The organism is Bartonella rochalimae ATCC BAA-1498, from assembly GCF_000706645.1.
GTDB classification, from domain to species: domain Bacteria; phylum Pseudomonadota; class Alphaproteobacteria; order Rhizobiales; family Rhizobiaceae; genus Bartonella; species Bartonella rochalimae.
This window is the reverse complement of the sequence record NZ_KL407337.1, coordinates 232,700-255,436: the sequence shown is the minus strand read 5'-3', so window position 1 is coordinate 255,436 and position 22,737 is coordinate 232,700. Positions and strand designations below refer to the sequence as shown.

At 33.7% G+C, this 22,737-nt stretch carries 23 protein-coding genes, 2 tRNA genes and 4 pseudogenes; 12 read left to right on the top strand and 17 right to left on the bottom strand.

Annotated features, from left to right (window positions below; all coding sequences use genetic code 11):
- Positions 1–454: 454 nt before the first annotated feature.
- The 4 genes from O99_RS01090 to parE all read left to right on the top strand — a co-directional run bounded on the left by O99_RS01090 (position 455) and on the right by parE (position 5,145).
- Complete coding sequence (locus O99_RS01090) at positions 455–1,102, top strand: LemA family protein (protein WP_035005783.1); 648 nt, start codon at positions 455–457, stop codon at positions 1,100–1,102.
- On the top strand, positions 1,103–1,954 hold the full coding sequence (locus O99_RS01085) for a TPM domain-containing protein (RefSeq protein WP_035005781.1): 852 nt from the start codon (positions 1,103–1,105) through the stop codon (positions 1,952–1,954).
- A 280-nt stretch (positions 1,955–2,234) separates the two neighbouring features.
- Positions 2,235–2,972, top strand: coding sequence for a lipoyl(octanoyl) transferase LipB (gene lipB, locus O99_RS01080; RefSeq protein ID WP_035005779.1), 738 nt, complete (start codon positions 2,235–2,237; stop codon positions 2,970–2,972).
- Between the two features lie 94 nt (positions 2,973–3,066).
- Positions 3,067–5,145, top strand: a complete 2,079-nt coding sequence (parE, locus tag O99_RS01075; RefSeq protein WP_035005777.1) for a DNA topoisomerase IV subunit B — start codon at positions 3,067–3,069, stop codon at positions 5,143–5,145.
- Positions 5,146–5,162: 17 nt separating this feature from the next.
- Here the strand turns inward: parE and recJ are convergent, their stop codons facing one another.
- Entirely contained in the window at positions 5,163–6,947 is a 1,785-nt protein-coding gene (recJ, locus tag O99_RS01070; RefSeq protein WP_035005776.1) for a single-stranded-DNA-specific exonuclease RecJ, read from the bottom strand.
- A 236-nt stretch (positions 6,948–7,183) separates the two neighbouring features.
- On the opposite strand from recJ, the gene rplM reads away from it, so the two are divergent.
- Positions 7,184–7,648 (top strand): 50S ribosomal protein L13, encoded by a 465-nt coding sequence (gene rplM, locus O99_RS01065; protein ID WP_035006670.1) that lies wholly within the window; start codon positions 7,184–7,186, stop codon positions 7,646–7,648.
- 2 nt (positions 7,649–7,650) lie between these two features.
- Positions 7,651–8,136, top strand: a complete 486-nt coding sequence (rpsI, locus tag O99_RS01060) for a 30S ribosomal protein S9 (protein ID WP_035005774.1) — start codon at positions 7,651–7,653, stop codon at positions 8,134–8,136.
- Between the two features lie 116 nt (positions 8,137–8,252).
- On the opposite strand, the gene O99_RS01055 is transcribed toward rpsI, so the two are convergent.
- From O99_RS01055 to O99_RS01045, 3 genes and pseudogenes are all read right to left on the bottom strand, one after another.
- Positions 8,253–8,618 (bottom strand): response regulator, encoded by a 366-nt coding sequence (locus O99_RS01055; protein ID WP_035005772.1) that lies wholly within the window; start codon positions 8,616–8,618, stop codon positions 8,253–8,255.
- A gap of 203 nt (positions 8,619–8,821) precedes the next feature.
- Positions 8,822–9,247: pseudogene (locus O99_RS01050) on the bottom strand (phage terminase large subunit); the annotation flags it as partial.
- A complete protein-coding gene (locus O99_RS01045) occupies positions 9,228–9,560 on the bottom strand; it encodes a hypothetical protein (protein ID WP_035005770.1) in 333 nt (110 codons plus the stop codon). The gene O99_RS01045 and the pseudogene O99_RS01050, both read right to left, overlap by 20 nt.
- A 261-nt stretch (positions 9,561–9,821) precedes the next feature.
- Here O99_RS01045 and O99_RS01040 point away from each other — a divergent pair, with 261 nt between their 5' ends.
- The 3 genes and pseudogenes from O99_RS01040 to O99_RS01035 all read left to right on the top strand — a co-directional run bounded on the left by O99_RS01040 (position 9,822) and on the right by O99_RS01035 (position 11,049).
- Positions 9,822–10,175, top strand: coding sequence for a hypothetical protein (locus tag O99_RS01040; RefSeq protein WP_035005768.1), 354 nt, complete (start codon positions 9,822–9,824; stop codon positions 10,173–10,175).
- A 426-nt stretch (positions 10,176–10,601) separates the two neighbouring features.
- Positions 10,602–10,730 (top strand): annotated as a pseudogene (locus O99_RS07020) (type II toxin-antitoxin system RelE/ParE family toxin); the annotation flags it as partial.
- A gap of 10 nt (positions 10,731–10,740) precedes the next feature.
- Positions 10,741–11,049: a HigA family addiction module antitoxin gene (locus O99_RS01035; RefSeq protein ID WP_035005766.1), complete on the top strand. Its 309-nt coding sequence runs from the start codon at positions 10,741–10,743 to the stop codon at positions 11,047–11,049.
- A gap of 102 nt (positions 11,050–11,151) precedes the next feature.
- On the opposite strand, the pseudogene O99_RS06700 reads toward O99_RS01035, so the two are convergent.
- The 11 genes and pseudogenes from O99_RS06700 to O99_RS00990 all read right to left on the bottom strand — a co-directional run.
- A pseudogene (locus O99_RS06700) lies at positions 11,152–11,388 on the bottom strand (type II toxin-antitoxin system RelE family toxin); the annotation flags it as partial.
- 97 nt (positions 11,389–11,485) lie between these two features.
- Complete coding sequence (locus tag O99_RS01030; protein ID WP_035005765.1) at positions 11,486–11,818, bottom strand: type II toxin-antitoxin system PemK/MazF family toxin; 333 nt, start codon at positions 11,816–11,818, stop codon at positions 11,486–11,488.
- On the bottom strand, positions 11,818–12,075 hold the full coding sequence (locus O99_RS01025; RefSeq protein WP_035005764.1) for an AbrB/MazE/SpoVT family DNA-binding domain-containing protein: 258 nt from the start codon (positions 12,073–12,075) through the stop codon (positions 11,818–11,820). The genes O99_RS01030 and O99_RS01025 overlap by 1 nt, the downstream gene beginning before the upstream one ends.
- Positions 12,076–12,177: 102 nt before the next feature.
- Complete coding sequence (locus tag O99_RS07015; protein WP_035006667.1) at positions 12,178–12,621, bottom strand: hypothetical protein; 444 nt, start codon at positions 12,619–12,621, stop codon at positions 12,178–12,180.
- Positions 12,598–12,825 (bottom strand): annotated as a pseudogene (locus O99_RS07165) (HigA family addiction module antitoxin); the annotation flags it as partial. The gene O99_RS07015 and the pseudogene O99_RS07165, both read right to left, overlap by 24 nt.
- An 18-nt stretch (positions 12,826–12,843) precedes the next feature.
- Positions 12,844–13,125, bottom strand: a complete 282-nt coding sequence (locus O99_RS01015; RefSeq protein WP_035005763.1) for a type II toxin-antitoxin system RelE/ParE family toxin — start codon at positions 13,123–13,125, stop codon at positions 12,844–12,846.
- Between the two features lie 203 nt (positions 13,126–13,328).
- Positions 13,329–13,405: transfer RNA gene (locus O99_RS01010), tRNA-Arg, on the bottom strand.
- Between the two features lie 34 nt (positions 13,406–13,439).
- Complete coding sequence (locus tag O99_RS01005) at positions 13,440–13,745, bottom strand: ETC complex I subunit (RefSeq protein WP_035005762.1); 306 nt, start codon at positions 13,743–13,745, stop codon at positions 13,440–13,442.
- 93 nt (positions 13,746–13,838) lie between these two features.
- A tRNA-Pro gene (locus tag O99_RS01000) sits at positions 13,839–13,915 on the bottom strand.
- A 556-nt stretch (positions 13,916–14,471) separates the two neighbouring features.
- On the bottom strand, positions 14,472–15,161 hold the full coding sequence (hdaA, locus tag O99_RS00995; protein WP_035005761.1) for a DnaA regulatory inactivator HdaA: 690 nt from the start codon (positions 15,159–15,161) through the stop codon (positions 14,472–14,474).
- On the bottom strand, positions 15,158–16,315 hold the full coding sequence (locus O99_RS00990; RefSeq protein ID WP_174377790.1) for an AI-2E family transporter: 1,158 nt from the start codon (positions 16,313–16,315) through the stop codon (positions 15,158–15,160). Before O99_RS00990 ends, hdaA begins: the two co-directional genes overlap by 4 nt.
- Positions 16,316–16,532: 217 nt before the next feature.
- On the opposite strand from O99_RS00990, the gene purM reads away from it, so the two are divergent.
- The gene (purM, locus tag O99_RS00985) at positions 16,533–17,618 is read left to right on the top strand and encodes a phosphoribosylformylglycinamidine cyclo-ligase (protein ID WP_035005757.1); all 1,086 of its coding nucleotides are present in this window, start codon (positions 16,533–16,535) and stop codon (positions 17,616–17,618) included.
- A complete protein-coding gene (gene purN / locus O99_RS00980; RefSeq protein ID WP_035005756.1) occupies positions 17,615–18,226 on the top strand; it encodes a phosphoribosylglycinamide formyltransferase in 612 nt (203 codons plus the stop codon). The genes purM and purN overlap by 4 nt, the downstream gene beginning before the upstream one ends.
- Before the next feature lie 237 nt (positions 18,227–18,463).
- On the opposite strand, the gene O99_RS00975 is transcribed toward purN, so the two are convergent.
- Positions 18,464–21,016, bottom strand: a complete 2,553-nt coding sequence (locus O99_RS00975) for a hybrid sensor histidine kinase/response regulator (RefSeq protein WP_035005754.1) — start codon at positions 21,014–21,016, stop codon at positions 18,464–18,466.
- A gap of 214 nt (positions 21,017–21,230) precedes the next feature.
- Here O99_RS00975 and O99_RS00970 point away from each other — a divergent pair, with 214 nt between their 5' ends.
- Entirely contained in the window at positions 21,231–21,509 is a 279-nt protein-coding gene (locus O99_RS00970) for a flagellar biosynthetic protein FliO (RefSeq protein ID WP_167884992.1), read from the top strand.
- A gap of 614 nt (positions 21,510–22,123) precedes the next feature.
- Here the strand turns inward: O99_RS00970 and O99_RS00965 are convergent.
- Positions 22,124–22,663, bottom strand: a complete 540-nt coding sequence (locus O99_RS00965; RefSeq protein WP_035005753.1) for a flavin reductase — start codon at positions 22,661–22,663, stop codon at positions 22,124–22,126.
- Between the last annotated feature and the right edge of the window lie 74 nt (positions 22,664–22,737).

Here is a 22,737-nt window from a genome sequence, read left to right as displayed (position 1 = left end):
AATTTATTATAATAGAATTTTGAACAAACTAATCACGATATAATTTATAAAATAAACAGCATATATTTATGTGAATAACTTATAAGTAGTTCTTAATTAAGAGTGCAGACAGACATACTTAACGAATCGGCTTGACAATTTCTTATTAATCTTGACAATTTCTTATTAATTTATACATAGAGTCTATTGAAAAACATTATTGATTAAGCGCACAAGAATTCGAGTTGTGGAATTATATGCTATAATGAAATCCATTTACTCATGTTTTTAAAAGCCTGAACTATTTAAGGAAGAATTTTTGATGCGTCTCTAAAATGAGCAATATCGATAACAAACATTAAAGATATTAATATTAATGAGTCAGTTTCAAAACTCAAAATGCTTTGCCGTATATAAAATATACCCTATTATAAAATATACCCTATATACGTGAACAAGTTTTCGGAGATATTTTATGCTAGATGTACTAACTACACAACGAACTATAACTATCTATCCTCAATTAAAAATATTAAAATCATTTTTTATTATTGTTTTTTTAGCGTTTTTAATACCATTTTTAAGCGGATGTGGATTTAATATAATACCAACAAATGAAGAAAAAGCACATGCAGCATGGAGTGAAGTTTTAAACCAATATCAACGCCGTGCAGATCTCGTTCCTAATCTTGTAGAAACTGTTAAAGGTTATGCATCACATGAGAAAAACGTACTTTCTGATGTTATCGAAGCACGTGCAAAAGCAACGCAAACAACTATTAATGCTGATATGTTAAATAACCCAGAAATTATACAACAATATCTCAATAATCAAGCAAATTTATCAAGTGCTCTTTCACGTCTGATGGCTATTGTTGAAAATTATCCTGATCTTAAAGCAAATCAAAATTTTTTAGCTCTTCAATCACAATTAGAGGGAACTGAAAATCGTATTTCTATCGCCCGCCGTGATTATATTGAAGCAGTACGCGTGTACAATACTGCACTCAAAACAATGCCAACAATGATTTGGGCAAAGTTATGGTTTCGCGATGCAAAATCTATGCAAACATTTACAATTGATAGTAATGCTCAACAAACACCGCAGGTTAATTTCAATTAAATGATACCATTTCGATATTCTATTCAACGTAGTATTATTTTAGTTTTTTTAGCTTGTACAAGTTTTTTATATTTAATTATTACGCTGAATGATATTGCCTATTCGCAAATCTCATTTCCTCATTTAACTGGTCACGTTAATGACACAGCTCACTTACTTGACCATACAACAATAAAAAATTTGACAACAAAACTCTCTGCTTTAGAAGAGCAAACAGGTGATCAAATTGTTATTGTAACTGTTCCTACTCTTTCTGGAATTGATATCGAAACCTATAGTAATTTACTTTTCCGTAAGTGGGCCCTAGGTCAAAAGAAGATGAATAATGGTGTCTTACTTGTTATTGCTCCAAACGAACGTGAAGTACGTATTGAAGTAGGCTATGGTTTAGAAGGAGAATTAACAGACGCGGTTTCTTCAGTCATTATTAATAATTTTATTCTTCCTAATTTTCGTAATAAGAATTATCAACAAGGTATCATCGAAGCAATCAACGCAATAACCAAAATTATTATAGAAAATGATTCTGATTTTATTTCCCGAATCAAGGAAAAAGCTAAAGCCGTTGAAATACAGCGTAAACAAGAAAAACAAGAAGAAATGATATTTAATACAATTATATTTTTAATTTTTTTTATAGTGATTGGTTTACCTATTTTAGCAATGATTTTTGGCCAAAAAGTAGGTCCACAAAAATATCGTTGGATGGGAATCATTTTTACTCTTTGGTTTATCAATTTGAGTATTGATGGTAAACGCTCTGATAATATATTCAGAAGACATTCAAATAGGGGCGGTTTTAAAGGTGGAGGAGGCTCATCAGGTGGAGGTGGTGCATCAGGAAGATGGTAAAGTATCTTTAATACAGATTAATCACTTCTATATTAAATAGAATAACTTTTTAAAAACAATAATATAACAAAAAATGATAAATTAAATTATGAATTAAAAAGTTCTTAGTCATTTTAAGATTTTATCAGACTATAATAATTCAAAATAATAGAGTTTATTTTTATGACTTTAAGAAAAATATCTACACCGTCCATTTTTCATTTTCATTTTAATAAACAAACCTATATTGTATCTTGTTACTTACTAATAAAAAACCAAATAACTTCAGATATATTTTTTAATGATATCTAAATTGAAACATACTGATCGCAATTATTTATTACATCATTTTAAAGCAACTCACAATGCTTCACCAGTTGAGTGGAAAATAAGTGATAGCTTAATCGAATATCCTGAAGCATTACGCTATATGCAAGAACGCGTAGAGAATATTTCCGCAAAAACTGCATATGAGCAAGTTTGGCTTCTTGAACACCCTCCCCTTTATACAGCAGGAACAAGTGCTCAACAAAAAGATTTATTAGCTCCTCATTCTCTTCCTGTATATGAAGCTGGTCGTGGTGGTGAATTTACATATCATGGTCCAGGACAACGTGTTGCTTATGTTATGCTTGATCTTAAACGTCGAAAACAAGATATACGTGCTTTTATTAGTGCACTAGAACAGTGGATCATACAAACACTTGCACAATTTAATATTAAAGGAGAACGTCGCGAAGATCGAGTTGGTGTTTGGGTTATTCGGCCTGATCGCCCACTGACACTAAACGGAACGTTTGCTGAAGATAAAATTGCTGCTATTGGTATTCGTATACGTAGATGGGTAAGCTTTCATGGCATTTGTATTAATATCGATCCCGATTTATCTCACTATACAGGAATTGTTCCCTGTGGAATTGCAAATCACGGTGTAACAAGTTTACTGGACCTAGGTTTACCTATAACAATGCATGATGTTGATATTGCTATGAAACAAGCTTTTGAACAAATTTTTGGTCCGACAATTGATATTTCCTAAGTGCATTGATTTTTAACTAAAAAACGGGCATAAAATTTAATTCTGATTAAAGGTTTATTTATACAATTTAAATTTAGATAGACGATCGAGTGATATGAGCGATAATAATAAAGATCTTTTTAGTATTTTAAATAATGCTCAGTCCCGCATAGAAGCAAAAGAGAAAAATAAGCCAATTTCAGTAACCCCACAAGAAACATCTCGGTCAATTTCTACCTCTGCTTCTAAAAATGATATAAAAAAAGATGAGTATAACGCCTTATCTATCCGAGTACTCGAAGGTTTAGAGCCTGTACGCTTACGACCTGGGATGTATATTGGTGGAACAGATAGCAAAGCGCTTCATCATTTATTTTCTGAAATTATCGACAACGCAATGGATGAAGCTGTCGCTGGTTATGCCGATTTAATTGATGTCTCATTGGATGAGCAAGGTTATTTAACAGTTACAGATAATGGACGTGGAATCCCTGTTGAAAATCATCCTCAAATGCCAGATAAATCTACTCTTGAAGTCATTATGACACAACTTCATTCAGGTGCAAAATTTGATGGGAAAGCTTATCAAACCTCTGGTGGATTACATGGAGTAGGCATTTCTGTTGTTAATGCTCTTTCTGATGATATGGAAGTTGAAGTAGCACGAGATCGTAAACTTTATCGTCAACGTTTTTCACGCGGTATTCCTCAATCTGGCTTAGAAAATCTAGGTGATGTTTATAATCGTCGCGGTACGCGCGTCCGCTTTCATCCCGATAGTAAAATTTTTGGTGAGAAAGTAGCCTTTGAACCAGAAAAAATCTATAAGATGGCGCTCTCTAAAGCCTATCTTTTTGGTGGAGTAAAAATTCGCTGGAATTGTGATTCTAAAATGCTTGAAGGTATAAAAAATATTCCTGAAAAAGCTGTTTTTCACTTTCCTGATGGATTAAAAGATTATTTATTATCCTCATTGAAAAATGAATATCGTGTAACATCTAAGGTTTTTTCTGGTAAAACAAAACAGCATGGGGCTCATGGTTCAGTTGAATGGGCTATCGCTTGGTATGGTGGTGATGCTTGCGTACACTCTTATTGTAACACTATTCCAACGGGAGAAGGTGGGACACATGAAGCAGGATTACGACAAGCTCTCTTGCGTAGTCTAAAAGCCTATGCTGAATTAATAGGCAATAAACGTTCTGCTATTATTACTTCCGATGACGTAATGATTTCAGCAATTGCAATCCTTTCAGTTTTCATCAGAGAACCTGAGTTTGTTGGACAAACTAAAGATCGATTAGCAACAATTGAAGCGCAACGTATTGTTGAAAATGCAATACGCGATCCTTTTGACCATTGGCTTGCTAATTCTCCACAAGAGGCTACAAAACTTCTTGATTGGATTATTGAGCGTGCTGAAGAGCGTGTAAAACGGCGCCAAGATAAAGAAATAAATCGAAAAACGGCTGTACGTAAATTGCGATTACCTGGAAAATTAGCAGATTGTAGTCAAAACTCCGCTGTTGGAGCTGAATTATTCATTGTTGAAGGAGATTCTGCTGGTGGTTCTGCTAAACAAGCACGAAATAGAGTTAATCAAGCAATTTTACCTCTTCGTGGAAAAATATTAAATGTAGCGAGTGCAGCTCGTGAAAAAATGAGTGCAAGCCAAGCAATTAATGATCTTATCCTCGCGCTAGGATGTGGAATACGTTCTAAATATCGTGAAGATGATCTAAGATACGAACGTATCATTATTATGACAGATGCAGATGTTGATGGTGCTCATATTGCATCACTTTTGATTACCTTTTTCTTTCAAGAAATGCCTGATCTTATTCGTCAAGGGCATTTATATCTTGCTGTGCCCCCTCTCTATAGAATATCACAAGGAGGAAAAGTTGCTTATGCGCGTGATGATAACCATAAAGATGAATTATTAAAAACTGAATTTACTGGAAAAGCTAAAATTGAAATTGGACGTTTTAAAGGCCTTGGAGAAATGCGAGCCGAACAACTTAAAGAAACAACTATGGATCCCAAAAAACGCACACTTTTACGTATTGCTATCGATGCAGTTGATATGCAAGAAACCAAAAATACAGTAGAAAGTTTGATGGGAACTAAGCCAGAAGCACGGTTTCGCTTCATCCAAGAAAATTCTACTTTTGCAGATAATTTAGATATTTGATCTTCAAAATATATTGATCAAACCACTGCAGCTGCATCAATAACACGCAATTGTGGGCTGATATTTCCTCTCCAGTGATTTAAACTAAGATTACCAGCTAAATGAATTGTTTTACCAATATTTTCAGAAAGAAACTTACCAAGAGCTGTTCCTACTGCACCAAAAGCTATTCCTTGCAATTTTTCGCCTTCAATATTAGAAATAATAAGACGCAAATGGCCTTTTCCAACTTCATATAAATTAACTAACCGGTGAGAAGGAAAAACAAAAACAGGTGTAGCATTTCCTGAGCCAAAAGGACCAGCTTTTTCAATCATATCAAAAAGATCTTTATTAGCACCAGAAGCAGAAAGAAAACCATCTATATTAAGAGACTTCTCGGCACGTAATTGCGAAACTATTAAAGATATTTTTTCTTCTAACCATTCACGAAAAGCTTCAATTTTGTCTGATTGAATTGTAAATCCTGCAGCCATACTGTGTCCCCCACCCTTTTCTAATAAATTTAGTGCAACGGCTTCATGCACAAGCGCTCCCAAATCTATACCACTAATCGAACGACCTGATCCAATACCACTACCATCTTCCTTCAAAGCTATTATCAAAACAGGACAGAAAAAACGTTCTTTTAAACGGGCTGCAAGAATACCAATGATACCCGGATGCCATCCTTTATGAGCAATTACAAATGATGATGGTATTGTCCTTTCTTGATAAATGGAATCAATATAAGCTTCGGCTTGAGCTAATTGAGATATCTCCATTTCTTGGCGTTCTTTATTAAGTTGGTCTAGTTGTTGCGCTATTCTATCTGCCTCATCTCTATCGTTACAGCTGAGTAAATATGCCCCTAAGGCCTGATTTCCTATACGTCCTCCTGCATTAATCCTAGGCCCCAATAAAAAACCCAAATGAAAACTATTAAGTGGTTCTCCTATACGTGCAACTTTTGCTAAAGCAGCTATTCCAGGATTATGCATAGAACGAGCCACCTGAAGCCCTTTAACCACAAAAGCACGATTAACGCCTTGTAATGGAACAACATCACATATGGTAGCTAATGCAACAAGATCAAGCATACTTAAAAGATCAGGTAACGCCCCTTTCCACTTTTTCTCCCGCAATAAACGATTAACCCACATTAATGTAATAAATACAACACCAGCAGCGCATAAATGTCCTTGCTCAGAAAAATCATCAGGACGATTAGGATTAACAAGGGCAACTGCTTCTTCATGAATATTTTCCATTTGATGATGATCTAAAACAATAACATCAGCACCCGCAAGCCTCGCCGCTCTTATAGCATTGGGACTATTCGCACCACAATCAACTGTAATAATTAAACTCGCTCCTTCTTGTACTAATCCTTTCATTGCTTGTTCATTTGGACCATACCCTTCAATAATACGATCAGGAATATAGATTTTTACTATTATACCAAAACAATGTAAAAAACGTGCTAAAAGCGCTGCTGAACAAGCACCATCAACGTCATAATCACCAAAAACAGTAATTTTTTCTTGGTTTATAATAGCTCTAACTAAACGCTCTGCTGCACAATCCATATCTGTAAATTTTTTTGGATTAGGCATTAAAGCGCGCAGTGTAGGATTAATAAAAACCACAGCTTCTGATTCATCAACATTTCTTGCTGCAAGAACCCGAGCAAGCTGGTCTGGTAAACCAAACTTTTGAGAAATGGCACGAGCGTTATTAGTCCTATCCATATCAAGCGCATCAATCCAAGCTTGATTACAAGCAGAAGATTGAATATTAAGTAAATAACGAAATCGTCCCATTACTGCTGATAATACTCCAATAAATAACAAAAATATAATAATGAGTAAATCATTATTGGCACAGTTATTATAACAGCACATTTATATAAGTTTTATTTTCTCTTGACGCAAATCATCAGACATTATATCAAATAAATAGCATATTTGCAGTGTATTTTGTTGTGATAATAATACACAACGCCAAGCAACAAAAAATGCCCTTACTTTCTAAAGGGATTCTTATAAAGGATACTTCTATGGCAACTTTTTCACAAAAGCCAGCTGAAGTGGTGAAAAAATGGGTTATTATTAACGCAGAAAACCTCGTTTTAGGTCGTCTTGCCACGCTCGTTGCTAACCGCTTACGTGGAAAACACAAAGCTACTTTTACTCCGCATGTCGATGATGGAGATAATGTTATTGTTATAAACGCAGATAAAGTAGTTCTTACCGGAAAAAAATATACCGATAAAAAATATTATTGGCATACCGGTTATATCGGCGGCATCAAAGAACGTACAGCTCGTCAAATTCTTGAAGGGCGTTTTCCCGAACGAGTTATTGAAAAAGCCGTAGAACGTATGATCCCTCGTGGCCCTCTTGGTCGTCGTCAAATGAAAAATTTGCGTGTTTATGCTGGTAGTGAACATCCACATGTAGCACAGCAGCCTGAAATTCTTAATGTAGGTGCTTTAAATTGCAAAAATAAAAGGATTGCTTAGATATGGCTGAACTTAATTCCCTTTCTCAACTTAGTACCGCAACAGGTATTGTAGAATCTAATGAAAATGTTGCTCCCATTCACGTACAAAAACTTGACTCACAAGGACGTGCTTATGCAACAGGCAAACGTAAAGATGCTATTGCTCGTGTATGGATCAAACCAGGGTCTGGGAAAATTACTATTAACAATAAAGAATTCGACAAATATTTTGCTCGTCCTGTTCTTAGAATGATTCTTCGTCAACCGATTGTGGCAACCAAAAGGGATACTCAATTTGATGTTGTTGCAACTGTCGCTGGAGGAGGCCTTTCGGGTCAAGCAGGTGCAGTACGGCATGGACTTTCAAAAGCGCTAACTTATTACGAGCCTGCACTCCGCGCTATTTTAAAAAAAGGAGGATTTCTTACGCGTGATAGCCGTGTTGTTGAACGTAAGAAATATGGTAAAGCAAAAGCGCGACGCTCTTTCCAATTTTCAAAACGTTAATTTTTATAATGGTAGATTGAGTTCTTGTTTTCAGTCAGGATTTTTTTATTTAAAACAAATAACTAAAATTATTTATCAAACAGTATTTTTTATTGTTATTATCTAAAATGAGGCTCTTAGTTTAAAAAGGACTTTACCATTGTAATAAAGTGAGGAACAGAAATGGGTTTTGACATGTATTCTTCACACCCACTTGCGCGAATTCGTTCTTCATCTCCTTTCATAGCAAAAGCGGTTACAGCAATAACGGGAATAGATTTGAGTTCTTCATCTTCTTTCAATTGCTTAATAATATCAATCCCTGATACTTCAGGCAATTGAATATCCATGAGAATAAGCGAAGGTTTTGAGGAACGAGCTAGATCTAGCGCAATAAGGCCATTACGCGTTTCAACGGTTTCATAACCACATGCTTCTATAAGATCACGAAATAATTTCATATTAAGTTCGTTATCTTCTACGATCATGACTTTTTTTAACATTCGTATAACTCTCCTACCCTTTCCACATAAAAGGCTATTATATACTAAAATATATTATCACTAAGCAAAGATGATGAAAAACTGTAAACTTTGAGAAATCTAAGTAAATCATGATAGAAGCATTTTTTCATTATCTAGTGTATCACTTATGATACTTTTCTAAACACTAAAAATCTATAATGTTTCTACAATTGTATTATTGTCAGCATTTGCCAAGCCATCTCAGTCACCGGTTCGGTCTCATCAACCCAACAAAGCAAAATCCGACCCATTGATTTGATACTCGCTATATTCCGGTCTAATCCAGAAAACTGAAAAACTATACGACCATCACGCGACTTAATCGATGCCTCTCCGACCTTATAATAGTCCTGTAAAAAATCATACGCTTCTATCGCCCGTTTAATCTCTTCTAATGAACTCTCTGCAAGCGAATTCTGAAACTGTCGTGCACAAAGAAGCATCCCTGATATACCGGCCATACCAAATTGATACCCCTTTAAAGCGGCCATCAAAGCAAAGGACCTGGTCTTCCCTGATCCTCGTCCGCCCCATGCCGCTCTTACAAAAGCATCTCCTGAAAAAATCGGTATAAGCTTCGGGACAATCCTAATCTGTCTTACTGTCATGAACCAAAGGCGCTATTTCTACGCGCCCTATCATCTGAATTGCTCCACCATTCTCACCCGTAACCTGTAACGGTAAAACTTTACCAAGCAATGCCAAATAAGCCGCTGGACAGTTGACAGCTTGCTTTTCTAAATACGAAACCAAACCATCATTCCCTATTTTATTCCCGGCATTCTCAGCGGCTTTAAGCACTGCTTCTTTCAAAATACGCGTCATTTTATTCGGAACGCCTTTAACACGGCCACTCCCTGCTCTTGGAGGAAGACGCCTCTTGACTGTTGGTGAAGGCTGAGTGATCTTTGCTGATGTCATTAAATACGCCCTCTAAATAACAAAAAACCCCGCATTTGCGGGGTATACAGAAAAATACATCTCAATTTTAGATACAAGTCGACTAAGTACAATAGCGTCATTAAACACTAAACAAAACACTTTGTCAACTCAAAAAATCTATATATTGTGTTTTTTTGTTTCCTTTATCTAAATCCAGTGTTTTTAGTAACAAATAAGATATCGTTGTATCATCTGAAGGAATCGATTACACGACTGAAAACTAGCAAATGGAGGGAGAAAATGTGGTTTATCATACAAGTTGTAATAACTATTTACATAATAATCCCACTATTAATTGGTATCACTGTATTAGCATTTTACGTTATTAGCGGAATTCTGGGAGTAGCATTAGCTATAATATGGGCAATAATAATTGTAACACCGGTAACACTATATATAATAACATTACCAATGGTAGAAACAATTAGCTATGCCTTTACAAAAGATAAAAGCAAATGGAAAGAATTAATCGAGAAACGAGAAAAACTTAGAAAACGCATAACAATTAAGAAAAAAATCAATTTGCCAAACACAATAGAATTGTTTTCTTCCGTGCAGCAGCAGGCACTTTCATTATTATATGTCTCATATTAGTCGTTTTTGTATGTCTTCCTGACTCTTTTTCTCCTTATTTGCTAGCGCTAATCATTTTAATGCCTGCTCTTCCTCTTACAGTCTGTATAGCACCAATCCAACGTAGAATACAGGTGCTACCTCTTTCACTTTTAATACAGATAATGCTTTTCTGGTTTCAATTCTACGGCAACTACACAGATAAAAAGACTGTAATCTACGTCGTATTTTTTGAAATATTCATGTATACATTATTTAGCTTTTTTCACATAAGATTCACAGCTTCAAAGATCAGAAGAGCAATCCGTAATAAACTTGAACTGCTTGATCTTCTATAAGATATCTGATCTGAAAACTGGCTCCTACATATAATTGGTTAACTAAAGATCGTCACGACCTTCGCCAATACCTCATTCATAATAGCTGTTGGCAAACTTTCTACTTTGATTTAATTTTCATGCTTTGATTGGATTTCATCCTATCCGTTACACTATCCATGTTAATGGACCATGGTGTATTACATTCGAATTTGAGGCATATAATGCCTATCGTGTTGATCTTGAACAATATCATTGAGGACAAAATTATGAATGATTTTCCAGCAAAACGCCATAAAAACCGCTGCCCCTCTCATCCAGGTGATTTATTAGCAGAAATTATTCCAAAAACCGGCAAAACAAAATTGGAAATTGCACAAATGCTTGGTATATCGCGTCAGCATCTTTATGATATCTTGAAGGCAAAAAAATCTATTTTGCCTTCTGTTTCGGCACGTCTAGGAAAAATGTTTGGTGATGGAGCTGCTGTTTGGTTACGTATGCAAGCAGCTTATGATGCTTGGCACGCTGAACGTGAAACAGATGTCAGTGAAATTCCAACATTCTGTAGCATTTAAAAATAATCTTAAGTGTATTTATCAAATTTAAGCAGTTATAGCGTTGATCAAATTTATTTGGACAATGCTCTAACAATCAAAATATTTTCTGAAAGATTTTCCTTAACCTTTATATATATTTTTTCTATGTCCAACAGCCAAGACTAACACGACAAGCTCTTTATCATAAAGATCACAGAGTATCCTGTAATCTCCTACACGATACCTCCATAAACCTGATAATTGGCCTCTTAAGGGCTTACCTATTGCACGCACATCTTCAAGAGAAGCGACATGCTGATCTAAAAAATCAACAATCCGATGTGCTTCTTTTTTATCGCATTTTTTTAAAAAACTGAGAGCTTTTTTTTCATATCAAATGAATCTTTTACATGACTTTTTCCCCCGTCTCAAAGAATGGTGTTTTACGGCACAACAAGATAAAGATTTAAACCAACTACGTCAGAAATGTCGCTAGCTTAGCAAGGACTTCATTCATAATCATAGGTGGAACTGTTTCCAGTTTCTTCCCTTGACGCGCTCCAATATCAAGAGCACGTGGTTGATCACAACGTATTACGCCCGTTGTATGCAATCCCGCTCCCATTAATGATACAGCAAAACCTGCTGTTCTAGCAAAATTTCTTCCGCTTGTAATAGGCAAGACAATGGGTGTTTTCGTTACACGATTAAATGCCTCCAGTGATACAATTAGTACAGGACGCGTTCCTTTTTGCTCATAGCCTGAAGATGGGTCAAGAGATACAAACCAAATTTCTCCCCGCTTCATCACAACAGCTCTTTACCAACAGGTTGAGCACCAAACCACTCCATATCTTCATCTGCAAAATCATCTGAGGAATTACATTGGGCTAATAATTCATCAAGAGTATAACTAGGGAATGTCTGTGGTTTCACAATCAATTGTCCATTATCAACAGCCAAACCAACTTGCGTATTTTCTGTAAGATGAAGAACATCAAGTAATGCTGGCGGTATGGAAAGCATCACTGATCCTCCAACTTTACGTAATTTTGTTGTATGCATAAAACACTCTCTCTCAAATATTATATAAATATATAACATTCTGAAAACTATTTCAAGAACTCAAGAGCTTTTAATGCTTTTATAAAAATACCAGTAAAACATTTAACATTTAGTTTTTCTGACAAAATATTTCCGGAGAGCATTCAGAGCAAATCGCAATGAAGACACAAGATACGGTAATGTTTGATCTTCTACGACAAGATATTGTAATGCGGAATGCAGGTTATATTGTTTATAGCGGCATTGTACTTCTCTTACTATCTTTTGCATACTTGAAAATTGTTCTGTTGCCAACTGAACCCATTTATCTCTTTCCTTCTCATCAGAAGAGGAAGGCATTTCATCATAAATAGCACAAGGAAAACCTTTTGCACAAAGGTAATTGTTTCTTATCTGTAGATATTTTTGTGCTGCATCATATTGCTCTTGAGTGAGCTCACCTTTCAAACAAAGCCACCCTATGTAAATACTCGAAAGCGGATTTTTTTCCTGTTCTATGGTCAAACCAAAATGCTTAGTTTGCCATAAATTATAATTTTTTTGCATATCCAACCAAAATTTAGCTTTACTAAAACCAGCTAATTCTAATTTAATTGCAAGCTCTGTACGCATAGAAGCATGACCATTAATCACTCTTGAGAGAGAAGCTCTTGTCATATGGAGATGGTCAGCTAATTTTTGTATTGATAGCCCCATTTCTTCCAAGAAAGCCACTTTTAGAACTTCACCCGGATGTGCAGAATTATGCATCACTTTTTGTTCCTTTTATCAATGATAGTCTTGATAATCAACAAGCTCCACATCTGTTCCTATAAAGCGAAAAGTAACACGCCAATTTCCATTCACCCATAGAGAATAATATCCTGTAAGTTCACCTTTAAGAGAAGGCATTTTAAAGGCAGGTGCTTTCAAGATTTCGGACGTAGTAGCACTTGTTAAAGCCGTTAAGATAACGCATAACTTTTTTACGTGATCTGCTCTAATAGCTTTTGTAGACCCTGTTGTATAAAATAATTTTAAGCCCTTATGTTTGAAACTCACAATTGCTATTGCAGCCCCTTATTGTATAGCATCACTATACGATTAATAAAAATAAGGGTTAAGTTTTATACAACCAAATTTAGTTTTATATTTGGATAAAATGATTGAGAATAAGCTATAAAAAGGTTCGGAATAGAACAGAAAAAACATAATAAAATCAATAACTATAAAATTCCCTTACCTTTATATAACTTATTGATTTTATTGATATTTGGCGATCCCGACAGGATTCGAACCTGTGACCTGCGGCTTAGAAGGCCGTTGCTCTATCCAACTGAGCTACGGGACCAAACAAGAAACATCTTAATTAAGCAACATCCTCGTTAATGTGTCCAAGGCTGTTGTCGACTACTATGAAAATTATCAGAATAAGAAATAGCGCGTCGTAAAGCTTTATGCAAATTTTCTACACGATAAGGAATAGCATTTTTTATAGCAAAATTTATTGCTTCTTCTTTTGTTTGAAACCGAATTTTTATCTGACTATTTATATCAGAGGTCGCTGTATAACCCATAAGAGGTTCAATCATTTTTGCCTGTACTGGCTCATATTGAAGAATCCAAAAACCAGTATTTGCTTTGCCTGATTGCATTGGTGTTTTTGCAGGACTATAAATACGTGCAACCATAGATCTTCTTTTTCCCTTAGATAAAGCAATAGCTAAATAATAACTTTACTGCATACCATCCAATTTGTAATATTATCCTTAATCGAATAAGAATGGTCGGAGCGATAGGATTCGAACCTACGACCCCCTGATCCCAAATCAGGTGCGCTACCAGACTGCGCTACGCTCCGTCATTTATATTTAATTTACCTTCCCTAAAATTTTTATAGCAGAAGTGCAAGAGCAAAACACACTTTTTTAATTTTTCTATTCCTTAACATATAATAATTCTTTTAAACACTTTTTTATTAAATAATAAACTATAGAAATCAAAAAACACTCTATAAAAATAAAACCCATAGCAGGCAGAATAAAAATATTCTTAACATAGATTTTCAACAAACTGAATAATAATTCATTATAGCAATAACCGACTGTTATAATGATTGCAAAAGATAATATACATAAAAAATTGAAAAACTGCTTATTTTAGATGAGTTATTTTTTATTTTAATGACTTATTTAAATAAGTATGTTGTTTATAGAATAAAATAAAAATAGCCTACTAATATTAGGCCTCTAAATTTTTATTATTTGCTAAAAAATTAGGAAATATAACCACACTAAAAACTACAAATGAAATTATTGCTTGAAAAACAAACATTATAGCTAAAAAAATGAAGGGGCATTTTTCTTTCCCATAGAGAATATTAAGCTAAAAAAGCATTAGAATATATCAAAAATTATTTACTGAATTTGCATATTAATAACTTCGCTAATAATAGAGCGTGTTACTTTACTTTTTCTTTGTAAAGCTAATCGATCAACAGAATCAATAACACGCTTTAATGAGAATAAAGAACGCTCACAATGGTTTATAAGATAGTGAATAACACTCGGATGAACTGTAATTTGCCGATCAGAAAATAGCTTAAAAGCAATAGCCGTTAATAATGCATCATCAGGTTGCTTTAATACAACGAGCATCACTGAGTTAAGGCGACTTTTCAAATCATCCAATTGCAAATTCCATGTAGATGGTAATGTACGTGCAGTCATCAATAAAGTAGCTTGATTTATTCCGAGATTTGCTTGTTTAATGCTATTAATCAAATGAAAAAGACCAGTTTCACTGATTTCACCTGAATCAACATCCTCAATTAAAAATGATTTACCTGAAGAAGCCATGGCGATAACCTGATCAATTTCATCATGACAAACATTTAAGGCATTAGCTTTTTGAGCCCATACACTAGAAAAATGCGTCTTACCAGATCCTTTATCCCCGATTAAGACCGCAATAGGAGGCACCCAATTTGGCCAATGATTAATCAATTGAAAAGCCATGCGATTGCTATCTGTCATTACCAAATCATCAAATTGAAAAACTGATTTATGAGAAAAATCCAATGGTAACTGCGTTTCATACTTATTCATTCTATTGACTCCAAATTCTCATTTTGAGCATACATCTGAGAATTCAGATAAATATGAAGAACAAAACGAACAAGAACGCCAATAATAGCAGCTGCAGGAACAGCAACAAGCATACCTGTAAAGCCAAATAATGAACCAAAAGCAAAAAGTGCAAACATCAACCAAACTGGATGAAGGCCAACTGATGAACCAACAAGCTTCGGTTGCAAAATATAACCTTCAATAAATTGCCCAATAAAAAAAACTATCATTACAATAATAACCCAGCCCCAATTATCTGGATAAAATTGAACCCATGCAACACCAATAGATAATATAAAACCAATCATTGTACCAATGTAAGGAATAAAACTTATGAGACCAACAAACATACCAATTAAAAGAGCAAAATTCAGTCCTGTAATAGTTAAGCCAATAGCATAATATCCTGCCAGAATTAAACAAACAGTTCCTTGTCCCCGTACAAAGCCTGCAACAGCTCTATCCATTTCATGAAAAAGACTGCGGACAGTTGTAAGATGACTGCGTGGTATCCAAGAATCAACGACCTCAACCATATGTGGCCAATCTAATAAAATATAAAATGTTACTACTGGCGTTACTACAAATAGACTAATAATATTAACAATAGATTTTCCTGACTTCAAAAGCGAATTCAATAGAGATGTAATAAAGTCGGAGCTTTGTCCTAAAAGCACTTTAATATTAGTATGTAACTCATTCGGATCACTATCAAAATAACGCCTTACCCAACTAAAATTATGCTCAACAAAAAAAGTTTGAATACGATTGACATAAATCGGTAAACCATTGCTTATAAATTGTTGTATTTGTCCACTAATAATAGGAATCAAAATTATTAAAGAAACCACAAAAATAATAATAATAAACAAAGTAATTAGTATAGTGCCAAAAACACGATGAATTCCAATTTTTTCAAATATTTGTACAATTGGATTAAGAAAATAAGCTAATACAATCCCTGCTATAAAAGGAAATAAAATTGATCCCAAAATAAACATAAAAACAATGAAAAAAATCAATGTACCTAGCCAGAAAAAAATTTGCTTTTTCATACTATTTGGTAATGGTACTTGGGCATAAGCAGGTATATAAGCCGTATAATAGTCATGAGACTTGTTTTTTTTATTCATTTTCTTATTCATTGGCAGTGAAGAGTTCTTTTAACTAATTGATATCCATTTAATAAATATCATTGAAATTCTCTTAAAAGATTATGGAATTTCTTTTGCTTGAGTCAAGTAAACAATAATTGTATTTTAAATAATAAATCCAATAACTCTTGCAGAGATAACTTTATCATGGCATTATATAAATATCAAAATCTGATTTCCTATAAGGAAAACTCGAATGAGCAATCAACAACTAGTCAATAAAAAAACTAATAAGAGTCTTACCTATGCAGATAGTGGCGTTGATATTAACATAGCCAATACAATGGTAGAAAAAATTAAGCCTTATGTGCACTCAACAAAACGAATAGGCGCAGATACAAAGATTGGTGGCTTTGGTGGTCTATTTGATTTAAAAGCAGCAGGTTTTATAGATCCCATTCTCGTAGCGTCTAATGATGGTGTAGGCACAAAACTAAAAATTGCTATTGAAACAGGTATTCATAATACTGTTGGCATTGATCTCGTAGCCATGTGCGTTAATGATTTAATTGTACAAGGTGCAGAGCCTCTATTTTTCCTAGATTATTTTGCGACTGGAAAACTGGATGCAAAACAAGGAATAGAAATTGTTTCTGGTATCGCAGCAGGATGTCAACAAGCAGGAGCTGCTCTTATCGGAGGAGAAACTGCAGAAATGCCTGGTATGTATGCAAAAGGAGATTATGACCTAGCAGGTTTTGCCGTAGGAGCGACTGAACGAAATTCATTGTTACCTTCAAAAGACCTTGCAGAAGGAGATATCATCTTAGGTCTTAGCTCATCTGGAGTACATTCAAATGGCTTCTCTCTCATAAGACAAATTATTAAACAAAATAATCTAAAATGGAATTCCCCTGCCCCTTTTAATCCTGAAATAACTCTTGGTGAAGCACTTCTAATACCAACTCGTATTTATGTAAAATCTCTTCTGCCAGTTATACGGAATAACAAAGGAATTAAAGCTCTCGCACATATTACAGGAGGTGGGTTTCCTGAAAACATTCCGCGTGTTCTACCATCTTCTCTTTGCGCTGAAATTAACCTCTCTGCAATTCCTATTACACCAGTATTCTTATGGATTGCCCAACAAGGTAAAATAGAAGAAACAGAAATGCTTCGGACTTTTAATTGTGGTATTGGCATGATTGTTATTGTAGCACAAAATTCAGCTACAACTGTTACGAAAGCACTTGAAGCTCAAGGGGAAACCATTACTCCACTTGGTATTTTAACAAAATATCAAAATAAAAAAGTTACTTATAAAGGTAAACTTAATTTATGAAAAAACAAATAATTGTTTTTATTTCCGGTAACGGATCTAATATGGTTTCGCTTATTAAGGCTAGCCAACAAACAGAATATCCTGCTAAAATCGTTGCAGTTATTTGTAATAATCCTCAAGCTTCTGGCATTAAAAAGGCACATGATAATAATATACCTATTCACGTCGTTGATCGCAAAAATTATTCAACGAAAAAAACACATGAAGAAGCCATCCTCACTATTTTATCTCAATATCAACCAGACCTGATCTGTTTTGCTGGTTATATGCAGCTTGTCTCATCATATTTTATCAAACTTTATAAAGAGCGAATACTTAACATCCATCCCTCTCTTCTTCCTTTATTTAAAGGCTTAAATACCCATGAAAAAGCTTTAGCAGCAGGAGTGAAAATTACTGGTTGTACTGTTCATCTAGTTACAGAAGAAATGGATGCAGGAAAAATTCTGGCTCAAGCTGCAGTTCCAATACACCCTAATGATACTATAGAAAGTTTAGCAGAGAGAGTTTTGAAAGCTGAACATAAACTCTATCCAGAAGCCTTAAAAGCATTTATTCAAGGAAATAATAAAACAACAGATTACCAACAACAGCTTTTTTCTTTTTAAACTAAAATTTTCTATCAAGAATCTTAAGATAAAAATATAAAACTGCTAAAAGAATATCTGAAATAGGAACACATGCAACATTTACTCAATTTCAATATTTTTTGTTTTATTTGATTTAAATGTATAGCTTGAAATAAAAAAATTAATAATATAGTTACTGAAATATCTTTGTTATTTAAGCTCTAACACATTAGAAATGTTGAAGTTTTATGGCTTTAAAAGCTAAAAATGTGTATTCTATTGTGCCAATGTTTCTTTAACTGCTAGCGCTAACTGTTTAAGTGTGAATGGTTTAGATAAAAACCCAAAAACAGTATCTTCTGGAAGATTTTTAGTAAAAGCATCTTTTGTATATCCAGAAACAAAAATGATTTTTATATCAGGATAATTTTTACGTGCTTCTATGAGTAAAGTAGGTCCATCCATCTCTGGCATAACTACATCAGAAACAATAATATCAACAGCACCTTTATTTTTTTCAAGTATAGCAAGCGCTTCCACTCCGCTTGCAGCTTCTAAAACTGTATATCCTCTCATTTGAAGAGCTCTTACACTACTCATTCTGACAGAATATTCATCTTCAACTAATAAAACAGTGGCAGAACCTGTCAAATCTGCATTTTTTTCCTGTTCTTCTACTTTTTCAATCTGTTGAGAAATCTCTCTACCCATATCAGAAATATAACGTGGTAGAAAAATATGAAATGTTGTGCCTTCTCCTTCTTGGCTATCACAGTAAATATATCCCCCTGTCTGTTTGATAATACCGTAAACCATTGATAAACCAAGCCCTGTGCCTTTACCAACTTCTTTTGTCGTAAAAAATGGTTCAAACATTTTTTCTTGTATAACAGCAGGTATACCAGTTCCTGTATCTGAAATAGTCAACTGCACATATTCATCAACAACAAAACCAGCATAATCAAATTCTGCACTTTGCTGTTTTGTAATATTATTTGTCGTAATTGTTACTATTCCTCCATCAAGCATGGCATCGCGTGCATTGATAACTAAATTCATAATAACGCGTTGAAAAGATGCTTGATCAACTTTGACATCCCATAGATCTTTTCCATGAATGATTTTTAATTGAATATTATTCCCTAAAAGAGGTAAAATAAGATTACGTATATCTGATAAAAGCTCTGTAAAATCAACTTTTTGAGGTCGAAGCGTTTGCTTTCTGGAAAAAGCTAATAATTGTTGTACAAGTGCAGCTGCACGGTTAGCATTATTTTTGATGTTGATAAGATCAGCGTATGCAGGATCAGAACTGCGATGTGTATTTAAAAGAAAATCACATGACATTAAAATTGCTGTTAAAACATTATTAAAATCATGAGCAATACCACCAGCTAACTGTCCAACAGCTTGCATTTTTTGGCTTTGTATCATTTTATCTTCAAATATTTTTTGTTCTGTTATTTCTGTTCCAGATACAATGACCAAATCTTGTAATGCATTATCATATTCTAATGTTACAAGCATAGTATAAAGACGCAAATAGCGTTTTTGATCACCTTCTAATACCGTTTCTATTGGAATTGAATTGTTTCTATTTGCTGTAATCTGCTGAAATACACGCTCTAATTGAACATGATCACAGGGAGATATAATATCATAAAGACTAACGACTTTACTAGATTTCCCCGTAAGTAACAGAAAAGCATTATTGACGTATATAAATTGTCCTTTTTGAGTAACGACTGCTATTGCAAAAGGGCTTACATTAAAATATTTGGTTAATATACTTGGCAATTTTGATTGGTTATTACTTTCATTCTCTTCTATCTGCTGTGGTATCATAATAATCCGATAAATAGCCTCATCCTCTACAAGAGAAGAAGCATACATAAAACAATTCAATATTCTTTTATTACCAGTTTCAGAAATAGAATATAAAGAGAACGTATAGGGTATCGTGCCATTTAAATTTTGGTATTTATTATTGTTTCGACGAATATCACTCCATGTGCTATTATTTCTAACAGAATGAAATAATTGATCAAAACTATATTGACCAACAGTAAAATTCGTTAAATCGATTAAAAACCATTTAGCAAAAACAGTATTCAAATAGATAACTATTCCTTGTGTATTCACAGATAAAAATCCAATAGGAGATTCATCTAAATGACCAATAACTTCCTGTGAATTTAAGAAAAAGGTTTCATTATACTGATGATATTGCTGCAAATGAGAAACATCTGTAATACGCCAAAATAAAAGCTTTTTTCCCCTATGAACCGTAGGATGAATAGAAATATTATACCAAATAACATCTTTCTGTTGTGAATTAATAAAAATCGATCGATCTGTTCTCAAGACCTCTTGGGCTGCAGAACCAGCTAATATTGCTACTTTTAAGCGGTATAAGAGTGCACTAGTATTTGGAAGATCAGAAATAACGACATAACAAGAAACTTCAGGCTTATAAGTAAAAATTTTTTGATAACTTTGATTGGAGTAATAAACAAAACCAGATAAATCAGAGACTATAATTACATCATCTATCTCATTAAAAATGTTAAAATCTAAATCTTTATGTAATTGCATAACACTACATTTGAAAATGTTCACCCCTAATAAAAAAAGTGCTATAATACCTATTATTGCTAAAACAAAAAGAAATATCAAAGCAGTCTTATAGACATAGCTTTGCGGATAAAAAAAACCTATTAATCCAATAATGAATAAAAAAATTATTGTAAAAATAGTAACTCCAATTGTAACTTCCCAGCGTACGAAAGTAGACAATAATTTATTAATACTTTCAAAATTTTTATCCATTTTTTCCTCAATTATGACTATTTTTATGTCACAAATTGCCTTTACGGTCTCTATAAATTATTGATATAAAAATACTATGTTTCACACTGTAATTTTTAAAGTCTAAATTTTTGTAATATTATAAATAAAAATAACAGATCTATTATTAATATTTAGGAGGGATAATATGAAAGGTTGGTTATCAGATTATATAAACGTGCCGATAACACAAGTGATGATCAACTTTTTGTATCTCATAATAATAATTGTAGCAATCACTATAGTTATTAAGCTTTTAACTAACTTAAATAAAATACAATTTAGAACTACCAGCAAGTCTCAGCCACGATTAGCTATATGCGGTACAGTCGCTATTGATCGTACACATCGTCTTGTTTTAATACGCCGAGACAATACAGAACATTTGGTTCTCATCGGTGGACCAACAGCTACTATTATAGAATCAAATATTACAAGTGTAGAATCAGATGTTGTTAAAAAATATACAGCATAAAATATCTCATACAAATCACCACAAGATAGCTAGTTAATATGGATACAGCAGACATCAATATTTATTCTATGCCTATAAATTTTAGAAAGAAAATCCTCTTCCATAAATTTTGATACTTCTTTATAGTTAGTATTGTCTTCCTCTTTATCGTTATATTAAAATTTAAATGGTAATTTAATCGATTTATTCTCTCCCAAACAGCTGTTTTTTAAATCCTCACGATAGATTTATTTTCGTTTTTCGTAGCATTCTTGTGTTGCTAACACCACACTTCAATTCGTCTAACTTCAAAAATGCTTTATACTTTAGGATCTTTATTTCTTCCACAAAATCTATAAATACCATCATCAATACGTTGCAAAACTATATCTATTTTTGCAATAGATTTTCACCAATCAAAAAAATGTATATATAAAGGAAAACATGTAAAGCTTTAGAAAAAGTGCAAAAAAGTGTTAATCAACCTAATTTAACTGATTGATCATCTTGCAAGACAAAATATGCCTATATTTTAAATATCAGTATGATTTAGCAAAGATTTTTTGCCCTAGAATAAGCTAATCAGAAAATTAAATACACTAATAAGTAAATTACTAATATTTGAAAAAACACACTTACAAAGGCAAAGATAAGGTCTGATAGTCACGATTAAAATACATTAAAGCATCTTTTTCTTGATTCCGGTTTATTGCAACAACTTCACCAATTAAAATATAGTGTGTTGGATGTTCATGACAACAAATCAAATTACAGTCAAACGAAGCCAAAGCATTTAATAAACTAGGAGCACCGGTCTGCAAGATACCCCATTCAGCTGCAGCAAAACGTTCATTTTGTGTGAAACGATGGCGTCCAGAAAAAACATCGGCTAATAAACGATGTTTTCCTGTTAAACTATTGACACAAAAATTTCCGTTTTCCATAAACAGCTTATTTTCAGTCTTATAACGCATTAAACAGACAAGAAGTGTTGGAGGATTGTCTGATAAGGAACAACAAGATGAAATTGTCACCCCACGCTTACCCTTAATACCATCTGTTGTTACAATATGCACAGCTCCTGCAAAATGACTCATTGTATCCCGATATTCTTGAGATGAAACAGGAACTATTGATTGAGATTTCGATGTTAAATGTATTTTATGCTTAGACATAATTTTTTACTTATATAGCTGTTAAAATTTCAGAATATATTTCAATATTTTCTTTTATTATACACTATTACTCT